General features: G+C 68.4%; 12 protein-coding genes. 3 read left to right on the top strand and 9 right to left on the bottom strand.

The annotated features are described in order from the left end of the window. Nucleotides 1-67: 67 nt before the first annotated feature. Genes ACFWFZ_RS07125 through rfbB form a run of 3 tightly spaced genes read right to left on the bottom strand, consistent with a single transcriptional unit; the run spans nucleotide 68 to nucleotide 3,302 of the window. A complete protein-coding gene (locus ACFWFZ_RS07125) occupies nucleotides 68-1,408 on the bottom strand; it encodes a lipopolysaccharide biosynthesis protein (protein WP_387117822.1) in 1,341 nt (446 codons plus the stop codon). Beyond that, nucleotides 1,405-2,277: a dTDP-4-dehydrorhamnose reductase gene (rfbD, locus tag ACFWFZ_RS07120; protein ID WP_387118381.1), complete on the bottom strand. Its 873-nt coding sequence runs from the start codon at nucleotides 2,275-2,277 to the stop codon at nucleotides 1,405-1,407. Before rfbD ends, ACFWFZ_RS07125 begins: the two co-directional genes overlap by 4 nt. 47 nt (nucleotides 2,278-2,324) lie before the next feature. Beyond that, nucleotides 2,325-3,302, bottom strand: coding sequence for a dTDP-glucose 4,6-dehydratase (gene rfbB / locus ACFWFZ_RS07115; RefSeq protein ID WP_387117819.1), 978 nt, complete (start codon nucleotides 3,300-3,302; stop codon nucleotides 2,325-2,327). Between the two features lie 81 nt (nucleotides 3,303-3,383). Here rfbB and rfbA point away from each other — a divergent pair, with 81 nt between their 5' ends. Together rfbA and rfbC are read left to right on the top strand one after the other, a co-directional pair. Next, nucleotides 3,384-4,259, top strand: a complete 876-nt coding sequence (rfbA, locus tag ACFWFZ_RS07110) for a glucose-1-phosphate thymidylyltransferase RfbA (protein ID WP_387117816.1) — start codon at nucleotides 3,384-3,386, stop codon at nucleotides 4,257-4,259. Beyond that, the gene (gene rfbC / locus ACFWFZ_RS07105; protein WP_387117813.1) at nucleotides 4,256-4,855 is read left to right on the top strand and encodes a dTDP-4-dehydrorhamnose 3,5-epimerase; all 600 of its coding nucleotides are present in this window, start codon (nucleotides 4,256-4,258) and stop codon (nucleotides 4,853-4,855) included. Before rfbA ends, rfbC begins: the two co-directional genes overlap by 4 nt. A 171-nt stretch (nucleotides 4,856-5,026) precedes the next feature. Here rfbC and tuf read toward each other — a convergent pair whose 3' ends face one another. The 4 genes from tuf to rpsL form a co-directional block, all read right to left on the bottom strand. Beyond that, nucleotides 5,027-6,220, bottom strand: coding sequence for an elongation factor Tu (tuf, locus tag ACFWFZ_RS07100; protein WP_030710320.1), 1,194 nt, complete (start codon nucleotides 6,218-6,220; stop codon nucleotides 5,027-5,029). 151 nt (nucleotides 6,221-6,371) lie between these two features. Then, the gene (gene fusA, locus ACFWFZ_RS07095) at nucleotides 6,372-8,504 is read right to left on the bottom strand and encodes an elongation factor G (RefSeq protein ID WP_030026471.1); all 2,133 of its coding nucleotides are present in this window, start codon (nucleotides 8,502-8,504) and stop codon (nucleotides 6,372-6,374) included. A gap of 39 nt (nucleotides 8,505-8,543) precedes the next feature. Further along, entirely contained in the window at nucleotides 8,544-9,014 is a 471-nt protein-coding gene (gene rpsG, locus ACFWFZ_RS07090; RefSeq protein ID WP_007265894.1) for a 30S ribosomal protein S7, read from the bottom strand. Between the two features lie 2 nt (nucleotides 9,015-9,016). Beyond that, nucleotides 9,017-9,388 (bottom strand): 30S ribosomal protein S12, encoded by a 372-nt coding sequence (gene rpsL / locus ACFWFZ_RS07085; RefSeq protein ID WP_007265893.1) that lies wholly within the window; start codon nucleotides 9,386-9,388, stop codon nucleotides 9,017-9,019. 368 nt (nucleotides 9,389-9,756) lie between these two features. Here rpsL and ACFWFZ_RS07080 point away from each other — a divergent pair, with 368 nt between their 5' ends. Further along, nucleotides 9,757-12,243 carry a YfhO family protein gene (locus ACFWFZ_RS07080; protein WP_387117808.1) on the top strand — a complete coding sequence of 829 codons (2,487 nt, stop codon included), beginning with the start codon at nucleotides 9,757-9,759 and terminating at the stop codon, nucleotides 12,241-12,243. 126 nt (nucleotides 12,244-12,369) lie between these two features. Here the strand turns inward: ACFWFZ_RS07080 and ACFWFZ_RS07075 are convergent, their stop codons facing one another. Continuing rightward, on the bottom strand, nucleotides 12,370-16,284 hold the full coding sequence (locus ACFWFZ_RS07075; protein ID WP_387117805.1) for a DNA-directed RNA polymerase subunit beta': 3,915 nt from the start codon (nucleotides 16,282-16,284) through the stop codon (nucleotides 12,370-12,372). Nucleotides 16,285-16,385: 101 nt separating this feature from the next. Beyond that, nucleotides 16,386-19,868 carry a DNA-directed RNA polymerase subunit beta gene (rpoB, locus tag ACFWFZ_RS07070; RefSeq protein WP_030026653.1) on the bottom strand — a complete coding sequence of 1,161 codons (3,483 nt, stop codon included), beginning with the start codon at nucleotides 19,866-19,868 and terminating at the stop codon, nucleotides 16,386-16,388. Nucleotides 19,869-20,004 lie beyond the last annotated feature (136 nt).

The following is a 20,004-nucleotide window of genomic DNA, read 5'->3' as shown; positions in this document are numbered from 1 at the left end:
GTAGCTCCAGCGGAAAGTGGCACGTACGAGTGCTCGGTGATCGGTGTGACGTCGTGGGCCGGCATGGTCATCTCCCGACCGCGCCCACGCCCGGGGCGCCGGTGTCTGCGTCGGTCGTCTGCCGGGGTGCTTCACCGGCTGCGGCCGCGGCTGCGGGGAAGCTCAGCCTGAGGGCTGCCAGCATAGCGAGCACGGTGGCCGTCGATCCCAGGGCGTAGGCGACGATCACGCGCACGGACACCTCGCCGGGGATCAGGGTGGTGCCCACCAGGACCGCGGTGCCGAGGGCCCAGCAGAGCAACTGCAGGTTGTGCCGCTTGAATACCATGAGCGCCTGTCCCAGGACCATCGCGAACATGTATGCCACGGTGCCTGCGGACAGCAGGAAGAAGTCGAAGTGCCCCAGCACCGGGTCCTCGATGCCGAAGAGCAGCTCGATGAGCCAGGGGCCGAGGGCTGTCGCGGGCACGCCGCCGAGCAGGCCCAGCGCTCCGACGACCATGGCGATCCGGCGCAGCATCGCCCAGAAGGCCGGGCGGTCGCCGGCGGTGAAGGCGGCGGTCAGACCGCTGAGCAGCGAGGCCTGCAGCGAGCCGAAGACGAAGAGCGGCACCCGCGCCAGGACCAGGGCGCTCAGCAGCGAGGCGATCAGCGCGCTGTCGGACGGGGCCAGCAGCTTGGTGCTCATCACGGCCGCGTTCACGACCAGTTGCGACAGCAGGGTCGCGCAGACGAGCAGGCCGAGGCCGCTGCACAGCTCCCGCCAGGCGATCTGCTCGCCGGGGCCGACCGCGCGCAGCAGTGCGGGCAGCGTCACCAGCGTCGCGACGACGGGTGCGAGGGCCAGGATGAGGCTGAAGGCGAGTGCCGAGTGCAGCCCGAGGAGGGCGCACGCGAAGGCGAGCACGATGCGCAGACCGCCGTCGACGGCGAGCTGGGTGCCGTACGCGCCGAAGCGGCCGAGGCCGGCCAGCACTCCGCGGGTGAGGTAGCAGACGGCCATGCCGGTGAAGGCGCCGCCGAGGGCGGCCACCAGGGCGCGGTCCCCGTGGAAGAGCAGGTCGGCGAGGGGGCCTGCGCCGACGGCGAGGACCAGCAGGGTCGCTGCGAGGATGCCCGCCGTGAGCAGGGTGGCGCGGCGCAGCACCGGGGCGGCGCCGTGGCCCAGGACCACCCGGGCCGAGACGATCCGGGTCAGCTCCTGCTCGATGGGGAAGAAGATGCCGATGCCGATGGACATCACGATCGTCCACAGCACCGAGACGTTCGCCAGGGCTTCCGTCGACAGGCTGTGCCCTGCCACGCCGAGGTGGACGTACGAGGCCGCGCCGAGCACGACGGTGCCGCCGGCCACCGCGACGGTGCCCGGCGGCAGCGCCGCGGTCAGCTTGTTCAGCAGGGTTTTCATCCCGCGCGGCCGTCCCGGGCCGCCTTCGCGAGTGCGGCGAGGCCGGGGGTGGCGAGTGCCTTGGCCAGCTGGTCGCGCCAGTCGGGGAGCGGGTCCAGCCCGGCCTCCTCCTTCCACGCGTCGTGCGCGAGCACGCTGAAGGCGGGGCGGGCGGCGGGGCGGACGAACGCCTCGGAAGTGGTCGGCCGGATCCGCTCGGGGTCCAGGCCGCTCAGCCGGTACGTCTCGCGGGCCAGCCCCATCCAGGTGGTCCGGCCGCTCGCGGTGCCGTGGTAGATCCCGCCCATGGCATGGCCCCTGAGGGCGGCCAGGCCGAGGTCGACCAGGTGGCGGGCGAGCGCGTAGGACCAAGTGGGCTGGCCGTGCTGGTCGTCGACCACGTCGAGGGTGTCGCGCTGAGCGGCGAGCTTCAGCATGGTGGCGACGAAGTTCGGCCCGTGTTCGCCGTAGAGCCAGGCGGTCCGCACGACGTAACCGTCCTGCGGCAGCAGCTCGGTGACGGCCTGCTCGCCGACCAGCTTGGAGCGCCCGTAGGCGTTGACCGGGCCGGTCTCGGCGTCCTCGCGGTACGGCTCCGAGGCGTCGCCGGGGAGCACGTAGTCGGTGGAGACGTGGATCAGGCGCACGTGGGCGGCGGCGCACGCCTCGGCGAGGACGCGCACGGCGGTGCCGTTGACGGCGGTCGCGGCCTCCTCGGCGGTCTCGGCGCCGTCCACGTCCGTCCAGGCGGCGCAGTTCACGACGACGGTGACGCCCTCGACGGCGGCCCGGACGGCGGCCGGATCGGTGATGTCGAGGTCGGCGCGGCGCAGGCCGACGGCCTCGATCCCGGCACGGCCGAGCACGGTCAGGACGTCCTGGCCGAGCATCCCGCCGGCGCCGGTGACGAGCCAGCGCCCGGCCGTCGAGTTGGTCCTCACTTCTGCAGGGCCGCCTTCGCCTTCAGCGGCTCCCACCAGGCGCGGTTCTCGCGGTACCAGTCGATGGTGGCCTTGATGCCGTCCTCGAAGGTGACCTGCGGGGCGTAGCCCAGCTCCGCGCCGATCTTGCTGATGTCGATGGAGTAGCGCAGGTCGTGGCCCTTGCGGTCCTCGACGTGCTCGACCATGTCCCAGCCCAGGCCCGCGGCCTCCAGCAGGACGCCGGTGAGCTCCTTGTTGGTGAGCTCGGTGCCGCCGCCGATGTTGTAGACCTCGCCGGCCCGGCCCTTGCGCATGGCCAGGTCGATGCCGCGGCAGTGGTCGGAGACGTGCAGCCAGTCGCGGACGTTGCCGCCGTTGCCGTACAGCGGGACCTTCTTGCCGTCCATCAGGTTCGAGACGAACAGCGGGATGACCTTCTCCGGGAACTGGTAGTGCCCGTAGTTGTTGGAGCAGCGGGTGACCACCACGTCCATGCCGTGCGTGCGCGCGTAGGCCAGCGCCAGCAGGTCGGAGGACGCCTTGGAGGCGGAGTACGGGGAGTTCGGCACCAGCGGCCACTCCTCGGTCCAGGAGCCCTCGGTGATCGAGCCGTACACCTCGTCGGTGGAGATGTGGACGAAGCGGCCGACGCCGTGCTTGCGGGCGGCGTCCAGCAGCACCTGGGTGCCGACGACGTTCGTCATGACGAAGGGGCCCGCACCGGCGATCGACCGGTCCACGTGGGACTCGGCGGCGAAGTGCACGACCACGTCGTGGCCGGCCATCACCTGGTCGACGGCTTCGGCGTCGCAGATGTCGCCCTTGACGAAGCGGTATCCGCAGTGGTCCGCGACCGGGGCGAGGTTGGCCTCGACCCCCGAGTAGGTCAGCTTGTCGAAGACGGTGATCTGCGCCGTGGCGTCTGCACCGAGCTGCTGGCGGACGAATTCTGAACCGATGAAGCCGGCGCCGCCGGTCACGAGGATGCGCATAATACGAAGAGTCTAGCCGCCTGCCGAACGTCACACGCCGGACGGTCGGACCGCCCCGGCCCTCTCGCATAGGGTTCACCCATGCGTGGAATCCTTTTGGCCGGTGGCACCGGATCGCGACTCTGGCCGCTGACTCGGGCCGTCTCGAAGCAGCTGCTGCCCGTCTTCGACAAGCCGATGATCTACTACCCGCTCTCCACCCTGGTGATGGCGGGCATCAGCGAGATCCTGATCATCACCACCCCTGAAGACCGCGACCAGTTCGAGCGACTGCTCGGCGACGGCTCGCAGTTCGGACTGCGGCTGGAGTACGCCGTCCAGGAGCGCCCCGAGGGCATCGCCCAGGCGTTCGTGCTCGGCGCCGACTTCATCGGTGACGAGTCCGTCGCGCTGATCCTCGGCGACAACATCTTCCACGGCAGCGGCCTCGGCACCCGCCTCGCCCAGCACACCGACGCCAAGGGCGGCCGTGTGTTCGCGTACCCGGTGGCGGACCCGACCGCCTACGGCGTCGTGGAGTTCGACGAGAACGGCCAGGCCATCTCCATCGAGGAGAAGCCGGTCAAGCCCAAGTCCCGCTACGCGGTGCCGGGTCTGTACTTCTACGACAACCAGGTCGTGGAGATAGCCAAGGGGCTCAAGCCCAGCGCCCGCGGCGAGCTGGAGATCACCGCCGTCAACGACGCCTACCTCCAGGCCGGCGAACTGAACGTCACCATCCTCGACCGCGGTACCGCGTGGCTGGACACCGGCACCTTCGTCTCGATGGTCCAGGCCTCCGAGTTCGTCCGCGTGATCGAGGAGCGCCAGGGCTTCAAGATCGGCTGCATCGAGGAGGCGGCCTGGCGGGCCGGCCTCATCGACTCCGCCCAGCTGCGCGCGCTCGCCGAGCCGCTGACCAAGAGCGGCTACGGCACCTACCTCCTGGCCCTGCTCGACGAGGAGGAGGGCAAGTGAAGTTCCGCGAACTCTCCATCGCGGGCGCCTTCGAGGTGACCCCGCAGCTGCACGGCGACCCGCGCGGCCTGTTCACCGAGTGGTACCGCTTCGACCGCCTGGCGGAGGTCGTCGGCCACCCGCTGAACCTGGCGCAGGCCAACCTCTCCGTCTCCGCCGCCGGCGTGGTCCGCGGCATCCACTTCGCCGACGTGCCGCGCGGCCAGGCCAAGTACGTGACCTGTGTGCGCGGCGCCGTCCTCGACGTCATCGTGGACCTGCGGGTGGGCTCCCCCACCTTCGGCACGTGGGAGGGCGTACGCCTCGACGACGTCGACCGCCGCGCCGTCTACATCCCCGAGGGCCTCGGCCACGGCTTCTGCGCCCTGACCGACGACGCGACCCTGTCGTACCTGTGCTCGGAGACGTACAACCCGACCGGCGAGCACTCGGTCCACCCGCTCGACCCGGACCTGGGCATCGAGTGGCCGGCCGAGGTCCCGCAGCTGTCCGCGCGCGACGAGGCCGCCCCGTCGCTGGCCGAGGCCGTCGCGACCGGGCTGCTCCCGGACTTCGCCGCCTGCAACGAGTTCACCGAGTCGCTCCGCGTGAGCTGACCGGCCGCCGCACGCACGTACAGAGGGCCGCACCCCGGACGGGGTGCGGCCCTCTTCCGTACCCGGCCCCGGGGAACGCCGAAGGGCCCCGCCCCACCGCCGAGGCGATGGGCCGGGGCCCTCCGGTGCAACTTGGTGCCCGGTCAACGGGCTACCAGGTCAGAACACGAATTACTTCGTGATCTTGGTGACCTGGCCGGCGCCCACGGTACGACCACCCTCACGGATGGCGAACTTCAGGCCCTCCTCCATGGCGACCGGCTGGATCAGCGCGACCGACATCTCGGTGTTGTCGCCCGGCATGACCATCTCCGTGCCGGCCGGCAGGGTGACGACACCCGTGACGTCCGTGGTACGGAAGTAGAACTGCGGACGGTAGTTGTTGAAGAAGGGGGTGTGACGGCCACCCTCGTCCTTCGACAGGATGTAGGCCTGGGCCTCGAACTCGGTGTGCGGGGTGACCGAACCGGGCTTGATGATGACCTGGCCGCGCTCGACGTCCTCGCGCTTGATGCCACGGAGGAGCAGACCGACGTTCTCGCCCGCCTGGCCCTCGTCGAGGAGCTTGCGGAACATCTCGATACCGGTGACCGTGGTGGTGGTCTTCTCTTCCTTGATACCGATGATGTCGACGGTCTCGTTGACCTTCAGGACACCACGCTCGATACGGCCGGTGACGACCGTACCGCGACCGGTGATCGTGAAGACGTCCTCGACGGGCATGAGGAACGGCTTCTCGGTGTCACGCGGCGGGGTCGGGATGGCCTCGTCGACGGCAGCCATGAGGCCGAGAAGCTTCTCGCCCCACTCCTTGTCGCCCTCGAGCGCCTTCAGCGCGGAGACGCGGACGACCGGCAGGTCGTCGCCCGGGAACTCGTACTCGGAGAGCAGCTCACGGACCTCGAGCTCGACGAGCTCCAGGATCTCCTCGTCGTCCACCATGTCGGCCTTGTTGAGGGCGACGACGATGTAGGGGACGCCGACCTGGCGGGCCAGGAGCACGTGCTCCTTGGTCTGCGGCATCGGGCCGTCGGTGGCGGCGACCACGAGGATCGCGCCGTCCATCTGCGCGGCACCGGTGATCATGTTCTTGATGTAGTCCGCGTGACCCGGGCAGTCGACGTGGGCGTAGTGACGCGCCTCGGTCTGGTACTCGACGTGCGCGATGGAGATGGTGATACCGCGCTGGCGCTCCTCAGGAGCCTTGTCGATCTGGTCGAAGGCCGAGGCCTCGTTCAGGTCCGGGTACGCGTCGTGCAGCACCTTGGTAATGGCGGCCGTGAGGGTCGTCTTACCGTGGTCAATGTGACCGATGGTGCCGATGTTGACGTGCGGCTTAGTCCGCTCGAACTTCGCCTTCGCCACGGGGGTCCTCCTGGAGAGTGGTTCTGTACGCCTTACAGATCGGCGCCAGGTGATCTTTGCTGGGAAGCCGGCCGGTCCCCGGGGCAACGGGAGTGGTTCCTGTTGCCCCAGAGGCTGCCGGTGACAAGCCTAAAGCGTGTACTCCGAAGAGTTACTCGCCCTTGGCCTTCGCGATGATCTCCTCGGCGACGTTCCGGGGAACCTCGGCGTAGGAGTCGAACTGCATCGAGTAGCTGGCGCGACCCGAGGTCTTGCTGCGGAGGTCGCCGACGTAGCCGAACATCTCCGACAGGGGCACGAGGCCCTTGACGATCTTGGCTCCGTGACGGTCCTCCATGGCCTGGATCTGGCCACGGCGGGAGTTGATGTCGCCGATGACGTCACCCATGGACTCCTCCGGCGTGGTGACCTCGACGGCCATCATCGGCTCGAGGAGCACGGGAGAAGCCTTGCGCGCGGCCTCCTTGAAGGCCTGCGAACCGGCGATCTTGAAGGCGAGCTCGGAGGAGTCGACCTCGTGGTAGCCACCGTCGAGAAGCGTGACGCGAACGCCCGTCATCTCGTAGCCGGCCAGGATGCCGAACTGCATGGCCTCCTGCGCACCCGCGTCCACCGAAGGGATGTACTCCTTCGGCACACGACCGCCGGTGACCTTGTTCACGAACTCGTACGCCGGGCCGTCGGCCTCGGTGATGGGCTCGATCGCGATCTGCACCTTGGCGAACTGACCGGTACCACCGGTCTGCTTCTTGTGGGTGTAGTCGTGGCGCTCGACGGCCTTGCGGATCGTCTCGCGGTACGCGACCTGCGGCTTGCCGACGTTGGCCTCGACCTTGAACTCGCGCTTCATACGGTCGACCAGCACCTCAAGGTGCAGCTCGCCCATACCGCCGAGGATGGTCTGGCCCGTCTCCTCGTCCGAGTGAACGTGGAAGGAGGGGTCCTCCTCCGCGAGACGCTGGATGGCGACACCCAGCTTCTCCTGGTCACCCTTGGACTTGGGCTCGATGGCGACCTGGATGACCGGAGCCGGGAAGTCCATGGACTCCAGGATCACGGGCTGCTTGTCGTCGCACAGCGTCTCACCGGTGGTGGTCTGCTTCAGGCCCATCACGGCGACGATGTCGCCGGCGCCCACCGAGTCGATCTCCTCACGCTTGTTCGCGTGCATGCGGTAGATCTTGCCGATGCGCTCCTTCTTGCCCTTGACGGAGTTCAGCACCGCAGTGCCGGCCTCCAGGCGGCCCGAGTAAACCCGGACGAAGGTGAGCTTACCGAGGTGCGGGTCGCTCATGATCTTGAACGCGAGCGCGGCGAGGGGCTCCTCGTCGGACGGCTTGCGCTTCACGACCGTCTCGGCGTCGCGGACGTCGTGACCCTCGATGGCCTCGATGTCCAGCGGCGACGGCAGGTAGCGGACGACAGCGTCGAGCAGGGGCTGAACACCCTTGTTCTTGAACGCCGTGCCACAGAACACCGCGGTGATCGTGGGCTCGCCCTTGCCCTTGCCGGAGCCGAGGATGATGCGACGGACGGCGGCGTGCAGCTGCTCCTCGGTCGGCTCGTCGCCGTTGAGGAAGAGCTCCATGATCTCGTCGTCGTTCTCGGCGACGGTCTCGACCAGCTTGCCGCGCCACTCTTCAGCGGTCTCGGTGTGGCTGGCCGGGATGTCGACGATGTCGTACATCTCGCCCTTGGTCGCCTCGGCGGACCAGACGAGCGCCTTCATGCGGACGAGGTCGACGACACCCTGGAAGTCGGCCTCGGCACCGATGGGGAGCTGCATGACGATCGGGACGGCGCCGAGGCGGTCCTTGATCATGTCGACGCAGCGGTGGAACTCGGCACCGGTACGGTCGAGCTTGTTGACGAAGCAGATGCGCGGGACGCCGTAGCGGTCCGCCTGACGCCAAACGGTCTCGGACTGCGGCTCCACACCGGCGACACCGTCGAACACGGTGACGGCACCGTCGAGGACGCGGAGCGAACGCTCCACCTCGACCGTGAAGTCCACGTGACCCGGGGTGTCGATGATGTTGATGGTGTGGTCGACGTCCTCGAGCGGCCAGTGGCAGGTCGTCGCGGCGGACGTGATCGTGATGCCGCGCTCCTGCTCCTGCTCCATCCAGTCCATCGTGGCAGCGCCGTCGTGGACCTCACCGATCTTGTACGACACACCGGTGTAGAACAGGATGCGCTCGGTGGTGGTCGTCTTGCCCGCGTCGATGTGGGCCATGATCCCGATGTTGCGGACCTTGGCCAGGTCAAGCGAAGTGGTAGCCATAAGGCTTCGGTCTTCTCTCGGTCTCGATGTGGGGTGGGACTACCAGCGGTAGTGCGCGAAGGCCTTGTTGGACTCGGCCATCTTGTGCGTGTCCTCGCGCTTCTTGACGGCAGCGCCAAGACCGTTGGAGGCGTCGAGCAGCTCGTTCATGAGGCGCTCGGTCATGGTCTTCTCACGACGGGCGCGGGAGTAACCCACGAGCCAGCGGAGGGCCAGGGTCGACTGGCGACCCGGCTTGACCTCGACGGGGACCTGGTAGGTCGCGCCACCGACACGGCGGGACTTGACCTCAAGGGACGGCTTGACGTTCTCCAGCGCGCGCTTCAGCGTGATGACCGGGTCGTTGCCGGTCTTCTCGCGGAGGCCTTCCATGGCGCCGTAGACGATGCGCTCGGCGGTGGAGCGCTTGCCGTTCAGGAGGATCTTGTTGATGAGCGAGGTCACCAGAGGAGATGCGTAGACCGGGTCGATGATGACCGGGCGCTTCGGGGCGGGGCCCTTACGAGGCATTCTTACTTCTCCTTCTTGGCGCCGTAGCGGCTGCGGGCCTGCTTGCGGTTCTTGACAGCCTGGGTGTCAAGCGCACCGCGGATGATCTTGTAACGAACACCCGGCAGGTCCTTCACACGGCCACCACGCACGAGCACGATCGAGTGCTCCTGCAGGTTGTGTCCCTCACCCGGAATGTAAGCGGTGACCTCGATGCCGGAGGTCAGACGCACACGCGCGACCTTACGGAGCGCCGAGTTCGGCTTCTTCGGGGTGGTCGTGAACACACGCGTGCAGACGCCGCGACGCTGGGGCGAAGCCTCAAGCGCGGGAGTCTTTGTCTTCTCGACCTTGTCCTGCCGGCCCTTACGGACCAGCTGCTGGATCGTAGGCACTACTTCTCCGGTTTCTGTGTGCCGTGTAGTGAAGCTAACCTGGAACGTTGCCGACCCACGCGGTCGGGTGTGTCGGACCCTGCACACTTCCACCGAGGTGAGAGGGGCACGGATCGCGGTGTGGTCTTCTCGGCTCACCGCGGGTCTCAAGCGCACGCGGGAGCCCAGGGCACACCCCAGGCACAAGGTCAGAGCGTACCTACCTCACAGAGGTAGGTCAAAACAAATGCCCAGCACGAAAACCCGCCGCGCGCAAGCGGGAGGGGGGCCGTTCGGCCCGGCGGCCCGCCCCGGCGCCCTAAACTGACACCTTGCCCGGGCGCTGGGCGCCCGCGAGTCGATCAGCAGGGAGCAGCACATTGGGGACCGTGGCACCCGAGCCGACCACAGTCGACGCCCGGCCCCCCGCCGCGGACAGCCCGTCGGCCGTCCGCCGGTCCGTCCGCCGCTCGGTCCGCGGATCCGCCCGCCTGCGCGGTCCCCTGCTGGCGTTCCTGATGGCCGCCACCGCCTTCTGCGCGGCCTGGGCGGCCCGCGGCACGTTCCCCTTCGGCAACACCGGGCGGGCCCTCAACGACCAGGCCAACCAGTACGTGCCCTTCCACCGGGCGCTGTGGGACCTGGTCCACGGGCAGGCCGCCGGCGACCTGCTCTTCACCTGGCGCGGTGGATTCGGACAGCAGTTCCTCTCCGACTACCACACCTACCTCGGAAACCCGTTCTCCTGGCTGGCCGTGCTGGTCCCGCGCGCCCATGTGGACCTCGCCGTCTTCGCGGTCACCCCGCTCACGATGGGCGCCGCCGCCGCCGTGATGACGGTGTACCTCGGCAAGCTGCACCCGGGCCCGTGGTGGCAGCGGGGCGTGCTGGGGGCGACGTACGGCCTGTGCGGGTGGGCGCTGAGCGACGCCTCGTACATTCCGATGTGGCTCTGGGGCCTGGTCGCGTTCCCGATGCTCGGCATCGCCGTCGAGTGGTGCCTGGAGGGGCGGCGCTGGCCGGGTGCGGCCCTGCTGGTCGCGCTCGCCTGGTTCGGGAACTTCTACACCGCGATGATGGCCACGATGGCCGCCTGCGTGCTGCTGGCGATCCGCCTCGCCACCCGCGACACGACGGCCCGGGAGCGGCTGCTCGCCCTGTGGCGGGCCGCGACGGCCGCCGGGACCGGCATCCTGCTCACGCTCCCGCTGCTCCTGCCGTCGTTCCTGTCCAGCGGAGCCGCGCAGCCCACCAGGGCCGCCGCCTTCGACCCCGTACGGATCGAGGTCTTCTTCGCGGGCATGCTGCCGGCCACGCACCTGTGGGGCGGCCGCCCCCGGCTCTACGTGGCCTCCCTCGGCCTGATCCTGGCCGGCGCCTTCCTCCTCAACACCGCCGTCGCGCGGCGGACCCGCCTGGTGTGGGCGCTCGCCACCGGGCTGGTCCTGGCCTCCTTCCAGTTCCCGCCCACGCAGTACGTGTGGCACGGGCTGGCCGTGCCGAACGGCAACCCCTACCGCGAGACCTTCGTCTTCAGCGGGATGGTGGTGGTCCTGGCCTGGCTGGCACTGGCCAACCGGCCGCGCCCGCGGCACCTGGCCCTGATGGCGGCCGTGCTGGTCACGGCCGCCTTCGTGCTCCGCCGCACCGACGACTTCGGCGGCTGGACCTGGCCGGCGGTCCTCGGCGGCGGGGGCGTCTCGCTGCTGGCCCTGGTCCTGCTGCGGCTCGGCGAGAAGCGCCGCTTCCTGGTCCCGGTGGCCGCCGTACTGATGGTCGGCGTCGTCCTCGCCGAGTCCACCGCCGCCGCGTCCGGCGCCGACGCCCGCCGGGCCCGCGAGCGCTGGGCGAAGCCGATCGCCACCTCGAACCAGTCGATCGCCGGGCACTTCGACGCCGTCCGCGGCGTCGAGGACTGGCCCGCCTACCGCACCGACTCGGGCGCGCCGCAGACCGCGTACAACGACGCCCTGGCGCTCCGCGCGGAGGGGCCGCAGTACTACAGCAGCTACCTCCCGGAGGCCACCTACCGGGCGCTGGAGCCCCTCGGCTACGGCTTCAAGAACGACGGCCGGACCTTCTTCGGCGCCGACAACCCGGTGCTCGACGCGATCTTCTCGATCGGCGCGCGGGTCCGGCCGGGCGCCGCTTCGAACAGCTGGACGGCCCAGAGGTTCCCGGCGCCCCCGCTGGTCACCGTCCGCACCGCACCGTACGCCTCCCCCAACCCGGCGGACAGCGTCTACGCCCGCCAGGAGAGCGTCCTGGGCGCCACGGTCTACGAGGTCCCGCAGGTCACCCGCGGCGGCGGCCCCGAGGTCCAGACGTACGCGGCCCGGTGCCGGCCGGGCTCCGAGGCCTACTGGTACTCCCCCGCCCTCTACGGCACCCTCCACGCCGGGGACACCGAGAAGCCGCTGGAGGACGAGATGACCGGGGTGACCCCGCTCGGCCCCGTCCCCGCCTCCGGCAAGGTCGACGTCACCGTGCGGACCCGTACGAAGGGCGCCGACGCGGGCGCCCACCCGCTGGGCTGCCTGGACCGGGCGGCCCTGGCCTCGGCCGTCGACCGCCTGACGGCCACCGGCGCCACCGCGGTCGAGGTCGGCGGCCACTCCCTCCGGGCCACCTTCCCCGCGGACACCCGGGGCACGGCGGTCGTCGCCACCACCGCGGTCCCCGGCTGGAGCTGCTCGGCCCCCGTCAAGCCCTTCCACGGCCTCCTGGCCGTGGAGCTCCCCCCGGGCAGGACCGGCTTCTCCTGCACCTTCACCCCGAAGGGCTTCACCGCAGGCCTGGGCGGAGGCGCACTGGCCCTCCTGGCCCTCGCCGCCGTCGCGGCGGCGCCACGCCTGCGCCGCCTGCGCCGCCGCTGACCCGCGGTGTTCCCGCGACGGCCGGACGGGCCGGCCGGGGAGAACACCGAACGGCCATCCCCGTGGGAACGAAGAAGCCCCCCGCCACTCCTCTCGGAGCGGCGGGGGGCTTCTTCTTACGAGCTGTTAGCCGTTGTACGGGCCGTAGTCGTAGTCCTCCAGCGGGACAGCCTGGCCGGAGCCGGTGCCGAAGGGCGAGTAGTCGATGTCGTCGTAGCCGACGGCCGAGTACATCGCGGCCTTCGCCTCCTCGGTGGGCTCCACCCGGATGTTGCGGTAGCGGGCGAGGCCCGTACCGGCCGGGATGAGCTTACCGATGATGACGTTCTCCTTGAGGCCGATCAGGGAGTCGGACTTGGCGTTGATCGCCGCGTCCGTCAGGACCCTGGTCGTCTCCTGGAAGGACGCCGCCGACAGCCACGACTCGGTCGCGAGCGAGGCCTTGGTGATACCCATCAGCTGCGGACGGCCGGAGGCGGGGTGACCGCCCTCGGTGACCACACGACGGTTCTCGGTCTCGAACTTCGACCGCTCGACCAGCTCGCCCGGCAGGAGCTCCGCGTCGCCGGACTCGATGATCGTCACGCGGCGCAGCATCTGCCGGATGATGATCTCGATGTGCTTGTCGTGGATCGACACGCCCTGCGAGTTGTAGACCTTCTGGACCTCGCCGACCAGGTGGACCTGGACGGCACGCTGGCCGAGAATGCGCAGCACGTCGTGCGGGTTGGTGGCACCCATGGTGAGCTTCTGGCCCACCTCGACGTGGTCGCCCTCGTGCACGATGACCTTGGCGCGCTTCGAGATCGGGAACGCCGTCTCGTCGCTGCCGTCGTCGGGCGTGATGACGATCTTCTTCGTCTTCTCGGTCTCCTCGATCCGCACGCGGCCGGCGGCCTCGGAGATCGGGGCGACACCCTTCGGGGTACGGGCCTCGAAGAGTTCGACGACACGCGGCAGACCCTGCGTGATGTCGTCACCGGCCACACCACCGGTGTGGAAGGTACGCATCGTCAGCTGGGTACCGGGCTCACCGATGGACTGGGCGGCGATGATGCCGACCGCCTCACCGATGTCGACCAGCTTGCCGGTGGCCAGGGAGCGTCCGTAGCAGAAGGCACAGGTGCCGACCGCGGACTCACAGGTCAGGACCGAGCGGGTCTTGACCTCCTCGACGCCGTTGGCGACCAGCGCGTCGATGAGCACGTCACCGAGGTCGACGTTGGCCGGCGCGATGACCTTGCCGTCGATGACGACGTCCTCGGCCAGCATGCGGGCGTAGATCGAGGTCTCGACGTCGTCGGCCTTGCGCAGCACGCCGTCCTCGCCGCGCACGGCGATCTTCAGCTTCAGACCGCGCTCGGTGCCGCAGTCCTCCTCGCGGATGATCACGTCCTGCGAGACGTCCACCAGACGACGGGTCAGGTAACCCGAGTCGGCGGTACGCAGGGCGGTGTCCGCCAGACCCTTACGGGCACCGTGCGTGGAGATGAAGTACTCCAGAACGGTGAGGCCCTCACGGAAGGACGCCTTGATCGGACGCGGGATGGTCTCGTTCTTCGCGTTCGACACCAGACCACGCATACCGGCGATCTGTCGCATCTGCATCATGTTTCCTCGGGCACCCGAGTCAACCATCATGAAGATGGGGTTCGTCTTGGGGAAGTTCGCGTTCATCGCCTCGGCGACCTCGTTGGTCGCCTTGGTCCAGATCGCGATGAGCTCCTGCGTGCGCTCGTCCTTGGTGATCAGACCGCGCTCGTACTGCTTCTGGACCTTCTCGTCCTGCGCCTCGTAGCCCGCGACGATGGCCTTCTTGGCCTCGGGCACGACGACGTCGGAGATGGCCACGGTGACGCCCGAACGGGTCGCCCAGTGGAAGCCGGCCGCCTTCAGGTTGTCGAGCGTCGCCGCCACGATGACCTTGGGGTAGCGCTCCGCCAGGTCGTTGACGATCTCGGAGAGCTGCTTCTTGCCCACCGAGTAGTCGACGAACGGGTAGTCCTCGGGCAGCAGCTCGTTGAAGAGCGCGCGGCCCAGGGTGGTGCGCAGGCGGAAGCTGTCGCCCGGCTGGAACTCTCGCTCCCCGACGCCGTCGTCACTTCCCTCGGAGACCGGCGGCACCCAGCCGCGCGGCGGGATGGTGCCCACCGGGAAGCGGATGTCGACGGACGACTGCAGCGCGAGCTCGCCGGCGTCGAACGCCATGGTCGCCTCGGCCGTGGAGCCGAACGCGCGGCCCTCGCCCTTGGTGTCACGGAGCTCACCGTCGGTGGTCAGGAAGAACAGACCGAGGACCATGTCCTGGGTCGGCATCGTGACCGGACGGCCGTCGGCCGGCTTGAGGATGTTGTTCGAGGACAGCATCAGGATGCGGGCCTCGGCCTGCGCCTCCGCGGAGAGCGGCAGGTGCACGGCCATCTGGTCACCGTCGAAGTCCGCGTTGAACGCGGTGCAGACGAGCGGGTGGATCTGGATGGCCTTGCCTTCGACCAGCTGGGGCTCGAAGGCCTGGATGCCGAGGCGGTGCAGCGTGGGCGCACGGTTCAGCAGGACCGGGTGCTCGGCGATGACCTCTTCGAGCACGTCGTACACGACCGTGCGGCCGCGCTCGACCATGCGCTTGGCCGACTTGATGTTCTGCGCGTGGTTCAGGTCGACCAGGCGCTTCATCACGAACGGCTTGAAGAGCTCCAGCGCCATGGCCTTGGGCAGACCGCACTGGTGCAGCTTCAGCTGCGGACCGACGACGATCACGGAACGCGCGGAGTAGTCCACACGCTTACCGAGAAGGTTCTGACGGAATCGACCCTGCTTGCCCTTCAGCATGTCGCTGAGGGACTTCAGCGGACGGTTGCCGGGGCCCGTCACCGGGCGGCCGCGACGACCGTTGTCGAAGAGGGCGTCCACGGCCTCCTGGAGCATGCGCTTCTCGTTGTTCACGATGATCTCGGGGGCACCGAGGTCGAGAAGGCGCTTCAGGCGGTTGTTGCGGTTGATCACGCGGCGGTACAGGTCGTTCAGGTCGGAGGTCGCGAAGCGGCCACCGTCCAGCTGCACCATCGGACGCAGGTCCGGCGGGATGACCGGCACGCAGTCCAGAACCATGCCCTTGGGCTTGTTGCTGGTCTGCAGGAACGCGGAGACGACCTTGAGGCGCTTGAGCGCACGGGTCTTCTTCTGGCCCTTGCCGGTACGGATGATCTCGCGGAGGCGCTCGGCCTCCTCGTCGAGGTCGAAGGACTCCAGGCGCTTCTGCAGCGCTGCGGCGCCCATGCAGCCGTCGAAGTACGTGCCGAAGCGGTCACGCAGCTCGCGGTAGAGCAGCTCGTCGCCCTCAAGGTCCTGGACCTTGAGGTTCTTGAAGCGGGCCCACACCTCGTCGAGGCGGTCGATCTCGCGCTGGGCGCGGTCACGGAGCTGCTTCATCTCGCGCTCGGCACCCTCGCGCACCTTGCGGCGCACGTCGGCCTTCGCACCCTCGGCCTCAAGCTCGGCCAGGTCGGACTCAAGCTTCTTGGCACGGCCTTCGAGGTCCGCGTCACGGCGGTTCTCGATCTGCTGGCGCTCGACGGAGACGTGCGCCTCCAGCGACGGCAGGTCGCGCTGGCGACGCTCGTCGTCGACGAACGTGATCATGTACGCGGCGAAGTAGATGACCTTTTCGAGGTCCTTCGGCGCGAGGTCCAGCAGGTAGCCCAGGCGCGACGGGACGCCCTTGAAGTACCAGATGTGGGTGACGGGAGCGGCAAGCTCGATGTGGCCCATCCGCTCACGGCGCACCTTGGCGCGCGTGACCTCGACGCCACAGCGCTCACAGATGATGCCCTTGAAGCGGACACGCTTGTACTTGCCGCAGTAGCACTCCCAGTCCCGGGTCGGACCGAAGATCTTCTCGCAGAAGAGTCCGTCCTTCTCGGGCTTCAGGGTGCGGTAGTTGATGGTCTCCGGCTTCTTTACCTCGCCGTGCGACCAGGTTCGGATGTCGTCCGCGGTGGCAAGGCCGATCCGCAGCTCGTCGAAGAAGTTGACGTCGAGCACTGTGCGTCAATCCCTCTTTCGGGGTCGTGTCTCTTGATCAGTGGTCTGAACGGTCCCGGGGATGACGGGGGGCTCTGTTCGTGAGCCCCCCGTCAGGCCCGTCAGACCTCTTCGACGCTGCTCGGCTCGCGCCGGGACAGGTCGATACCGAGCTCCTCCGCCGCGCGGAAGACGTCCTCGTCGGTGTCGCGCATCTCGATGGACATGCCGTCCGAGGACAGCACCTCCACGTTGAGGCAGAGCGACTGCATTTCCTTGATGAGCACCTTGAAGGACTCGGGAATGCCCGGCTCGGGAATGTTCTCGCCCTTGACGATGGCCTCGTAGACCTTCACGCGGCCGGTGACGTCGTCGGACTTGATGGTCAGCAGCTCCTGGAGGGCGTAGGCGGCGCCGTAAGCCTCGAGCGCCCACACCTCCATCTCACCGAATCGCTGGCCACCGAACTGTGCCTTACCACCCAGCGGCTGCTGCGTGATCATCGAGTACGGACCGGTCGAACGGGCGTGGAGCTTGTCGTCGACCAGGTGGTGGAGCTTGAGGATGTACATGTACCCGACCGAGATCGGGTCCGGGAACGGCTCGCCGGAGCGGCCGTCGAACAGGCGCGCCTTGCCGGACGGGAGGACCAGGCGGTCACCGTCGCGGTTCGGGATGGTGTGCTCGAACAGGCCGGCGAGCTCGTCCTCGCGGGCGCCGTCGAACACGGGGGTGGCGACGTTGGTGCCGGGCTCGACGCGGTCGGCGCCGATGGCCTTCAGTCGCTCGGCCCACTCCTCACCCAGACCGGAGACGTCCCAGCCGCGGCTGGCGAGCCAGCCGAGGTGGATCTCCAGGACCTGTCCCGGGTTCATTCGGGACGGGACACCCAGCGGGTTCAGGATGATGTCGACCGGGGTGCCGTCCTCCAGGAACGGCATGTCCTCGATCGGGAGGATCTTGGAGATGACACCCTTGTTGCCGTGGCGGCCGGCGAGCTTGTCACCGTCGGTGATCTTGCGCTTCTGGGCGACGTAGACGCGGACCAGCTGGTTCACGCCCGGGGGAAGCTCGTCGCCCTCCTCGCGGTCGAAGACGCGGACACCGATGACCTTGCCGATCTCACCGTGGGGGACCTTGAGCGAGGTGTCACGCACCTCGCGGGCCTTCTCACCGAAGATCGCGCGGAGCAGACGCTCCTCCGGGGTCAGCTCGGTCTCACCCTTGGGCGTGACCTTGCCGACCAGGATGTCGCCGGCGACGACGTCCGCACCGATGCGGATGATGCCGCGCTCGTCGAGGTCCGCGAGGACCTCCTCGGAGACGTTCGGGATGTCCCGGGTGATCTCCTCGGGGCCGAGCTTGGTGTCACGGGCGTCGACCTCGTGCTCCTCGATGTGGATCGAGGAGAGGACGTCGTCCTGCACGAGGCGCTGCGACAGGATGATCGCGTCCTCGTAGTTGTGGCCTTCCCACGGCATGAACGCGACGAGCAGGTTCTTGCCGAGGGCCATCTCGCCCTCTTCGGTCGCCGGTCCGTCGGCGAGGACCTGGGACTCGACGATCCGGTCACCCTCGTTGACGATGACCTTCTGGTTGACCGAGGTGCCCTGGTTCGAGCGGGAGAACTTGGCGACGCGGTACGTGGTGTACGTGCCGTCGTCGTTGGCGACGGTGATGTAGTCGGCCGAGACCTCCTGGACGACACCGTCCTTCTCCGCACGGATCGAGTCACCGGCGTCGACCGCACAGCGGTACTCCATGCCGGTGCCGACGAGCGGGGCCTCCGCCTTGATGAGCGGAACGGCCTGGCGCATCATGTTCGCGCCCATGAGGGCGCGGTTGGCGTCGTCGTGCTCCAGGAAGGGGATCATCGCGGTCGCGACGGACACCATCTGGCGCGGGGAGACGTCCATGTAGTCGACGTCGCCGCCGGCGATGTAGTCGATCTCGCCGCCACGACGGCGGACCAGGACGCGGTTCTCGGTGAAGCGCATGTCCTCGGACAGGGCCGCGTTGGCCTGCGCGATGACGAAGCGGTCTTCCTCGTCGGCCGTCAGGTAGTCGACCTCGTCGGTGACGACACCGTCGATGACCTTGCGGTACGGGGTCTCGACGAAACCGAACGCGTTGACGCGGCCGTAGGACGCGAGCGAGCCGATCAGACCGATGTTCGGGCCTTCGGGGGTCTCGATCGGGCACATGCGGCCGTAGTGCGACGGGTGGACGTCACGGACCTCGAAGCCGGCCCGCTCACGGGACAGACCGCCGGGGCCCAGCGCCGACAGGCGGCGCTTGTGGGTCAGGCCCGAGAGCGGGTTGTTCTGGTCCATGAACTGCGACAGCTGGCTGGTGCCGAAGAACTCCTTGATGGAGGCGACGACCGGCCGGATGTTGATCAGGGTCTGCGGCGTGATCGCCTCGACGTCCTGGGTGGTCATGCGCTCGCGCACGACGCGCTCCATACGAGCCAGACCCGTGCGGACCTGGTTCTGGATGAGCTCGCCGACGTTGCGCAGACGACGGTTGCCGAAGTGGTCGATGTCGTCGGTCTCGACCACGATCGAACGGCCGGACTCGCCGATCGTCTCGGTCTCGCCGGCGTGCAGCTTGACCAGGTACTTGATCGTGGCGATGACGTCGTCGGTGGTGAGCACACCGGCGTCGAGCGGCTCGTCGGCGCCGAGCTTCTTGTTCACCTTGTAGCGGCCGACCTTGGCGAGGTCGTAGCGCTTGGGGTTGAAGTAGAGGTTCTCGAGCAGCGTCTGAGCGGCCTCACGGGTCGGCGGCTCGCCCGGGCGCAGCTTGCGGTAGATGTCGAGCAGCGCGTCGTCCTGACCCTGGGTGTGGTCCTTCTCCAGGGTGGCGCGCATGGACTCGTACTCGCCGAACTCCTCGAGGATCTGCTCGGTGGTCCAGCCGAGAGCCTTCAGGAGGACGGTGACGGACTGCTTGCGCTTGCGGTCGATGCGGACGCCGACCATGTCGCGCTTGTCGATCTCCATCTCCAGCCAGGCACCCCGGGACGGGATGATCTTGGCGGAGAAGATGTCCTTGTCGGACGTCTTGTCGATGGAGGAGTCGAAGTAGACACCGGGGGAACGGACAAGCTGCGACACGACGACACGCTCGGTGCCGTTGATGACGAAGGTGCCCTTGTTGGTCATGAGCGGGAAGTCGCCCATGAAGACCGTCTGAGACTTGATCTCTCCGGTCTCGTTGTTCGTGAACTCGGCAGTGACGAACAGCGGAGCCGCGTACGTGAAGTCGCGCTCCTTGCACTCGTCGACGGAGTTCTTCGCCGGCTCGAAACGGTGGTCGCGGAAGGTCAGCGACATCGACCCGGAGAAGTCCTCGATCGGCGAGATCTCCTCGAAGATCTCTTCCAGACCGGACTTGGTGGGGACGTCCTGTCCACTCTCAAGCGCCGACTCGACGCGAGACTTCCAGGCGGCATTGCCGAGCAGCCAGTCAAAGCTTTCGGTCTGCAGCGCCAGGAGGTTCGGAACCTCGAGGGGCTCCTTGATCTTTGCAAAGGAGATGCGCAGCGGGGCGGTGCTGGCACCGTTGTTCGTATTGGTCGAGGCGTTGCGCGAGGCGGCCAAGAGGGGGTCCTTCCGAGGGCTCGGACTCACTACGCGCGTACCGGTCCCAGCAGACACAGAAGACAGGCCCCCCGATTCCGGCCCAAAAGGCCAGGTCAGGGCAGATCAATCAAGTGTGCTCAAGCGTGGGCATGTC

It is taken from the genome of Streptomyces sp. NPDC060232 (genome assembly GCF_042726555.1).
GTDB lineage: Bacteria > Actinomycetota > Actinomycetes > Streptomycetales > Streptomycetaceae > Streptomyces.
Note: the sequence above shows the minus strand (reverse complement) of the source record. Positions and strands in the feature narration are given on the sequence as shown.

Coding starts and splice junctions, on each gene's coding strand:
- ACFWFZ_RS07125 (WP_387117822.1), bottom strand. CDS start 1,408: ATGAAAACCCTGCTGAACAAGCTGACCGCGGCGCTGCCGCCGGGCACC.
- rfbD (WP_387118381.1), bottom strand. CDS start 2,277: ATGCTCGGCCAGGACGTCCTGACCGTGCTCGGCCGTGCCGGGATCGAG.
- rfbB (WP_387117819.1), bottom strand. CDS start 3,302: ATGCGCATCCTCGTGACCGGCGGCGCCGGCTTCATCGGTTCAGAATTC.
- rfbA (WP_387117816.1), top strand. CDS start 3,384: ATGCGTGGAATCCTTTTGGCCGGTGGCACCGGATCGCGACTCTGGCCG.
- fusA (WP_030026471.1), bottom strand. CDS start 8,504: ATGGCTACCACTTCGCTTGACCTGGCCAAGGTCCGCAACATCGGGATC.
- rpsG (WP_007265894.1), bottom strand. CDS start 9,014: ATGCCTCGTAAGGGCCCCGCCCCGAAGCGCCCGGTCATCATCGACCCG.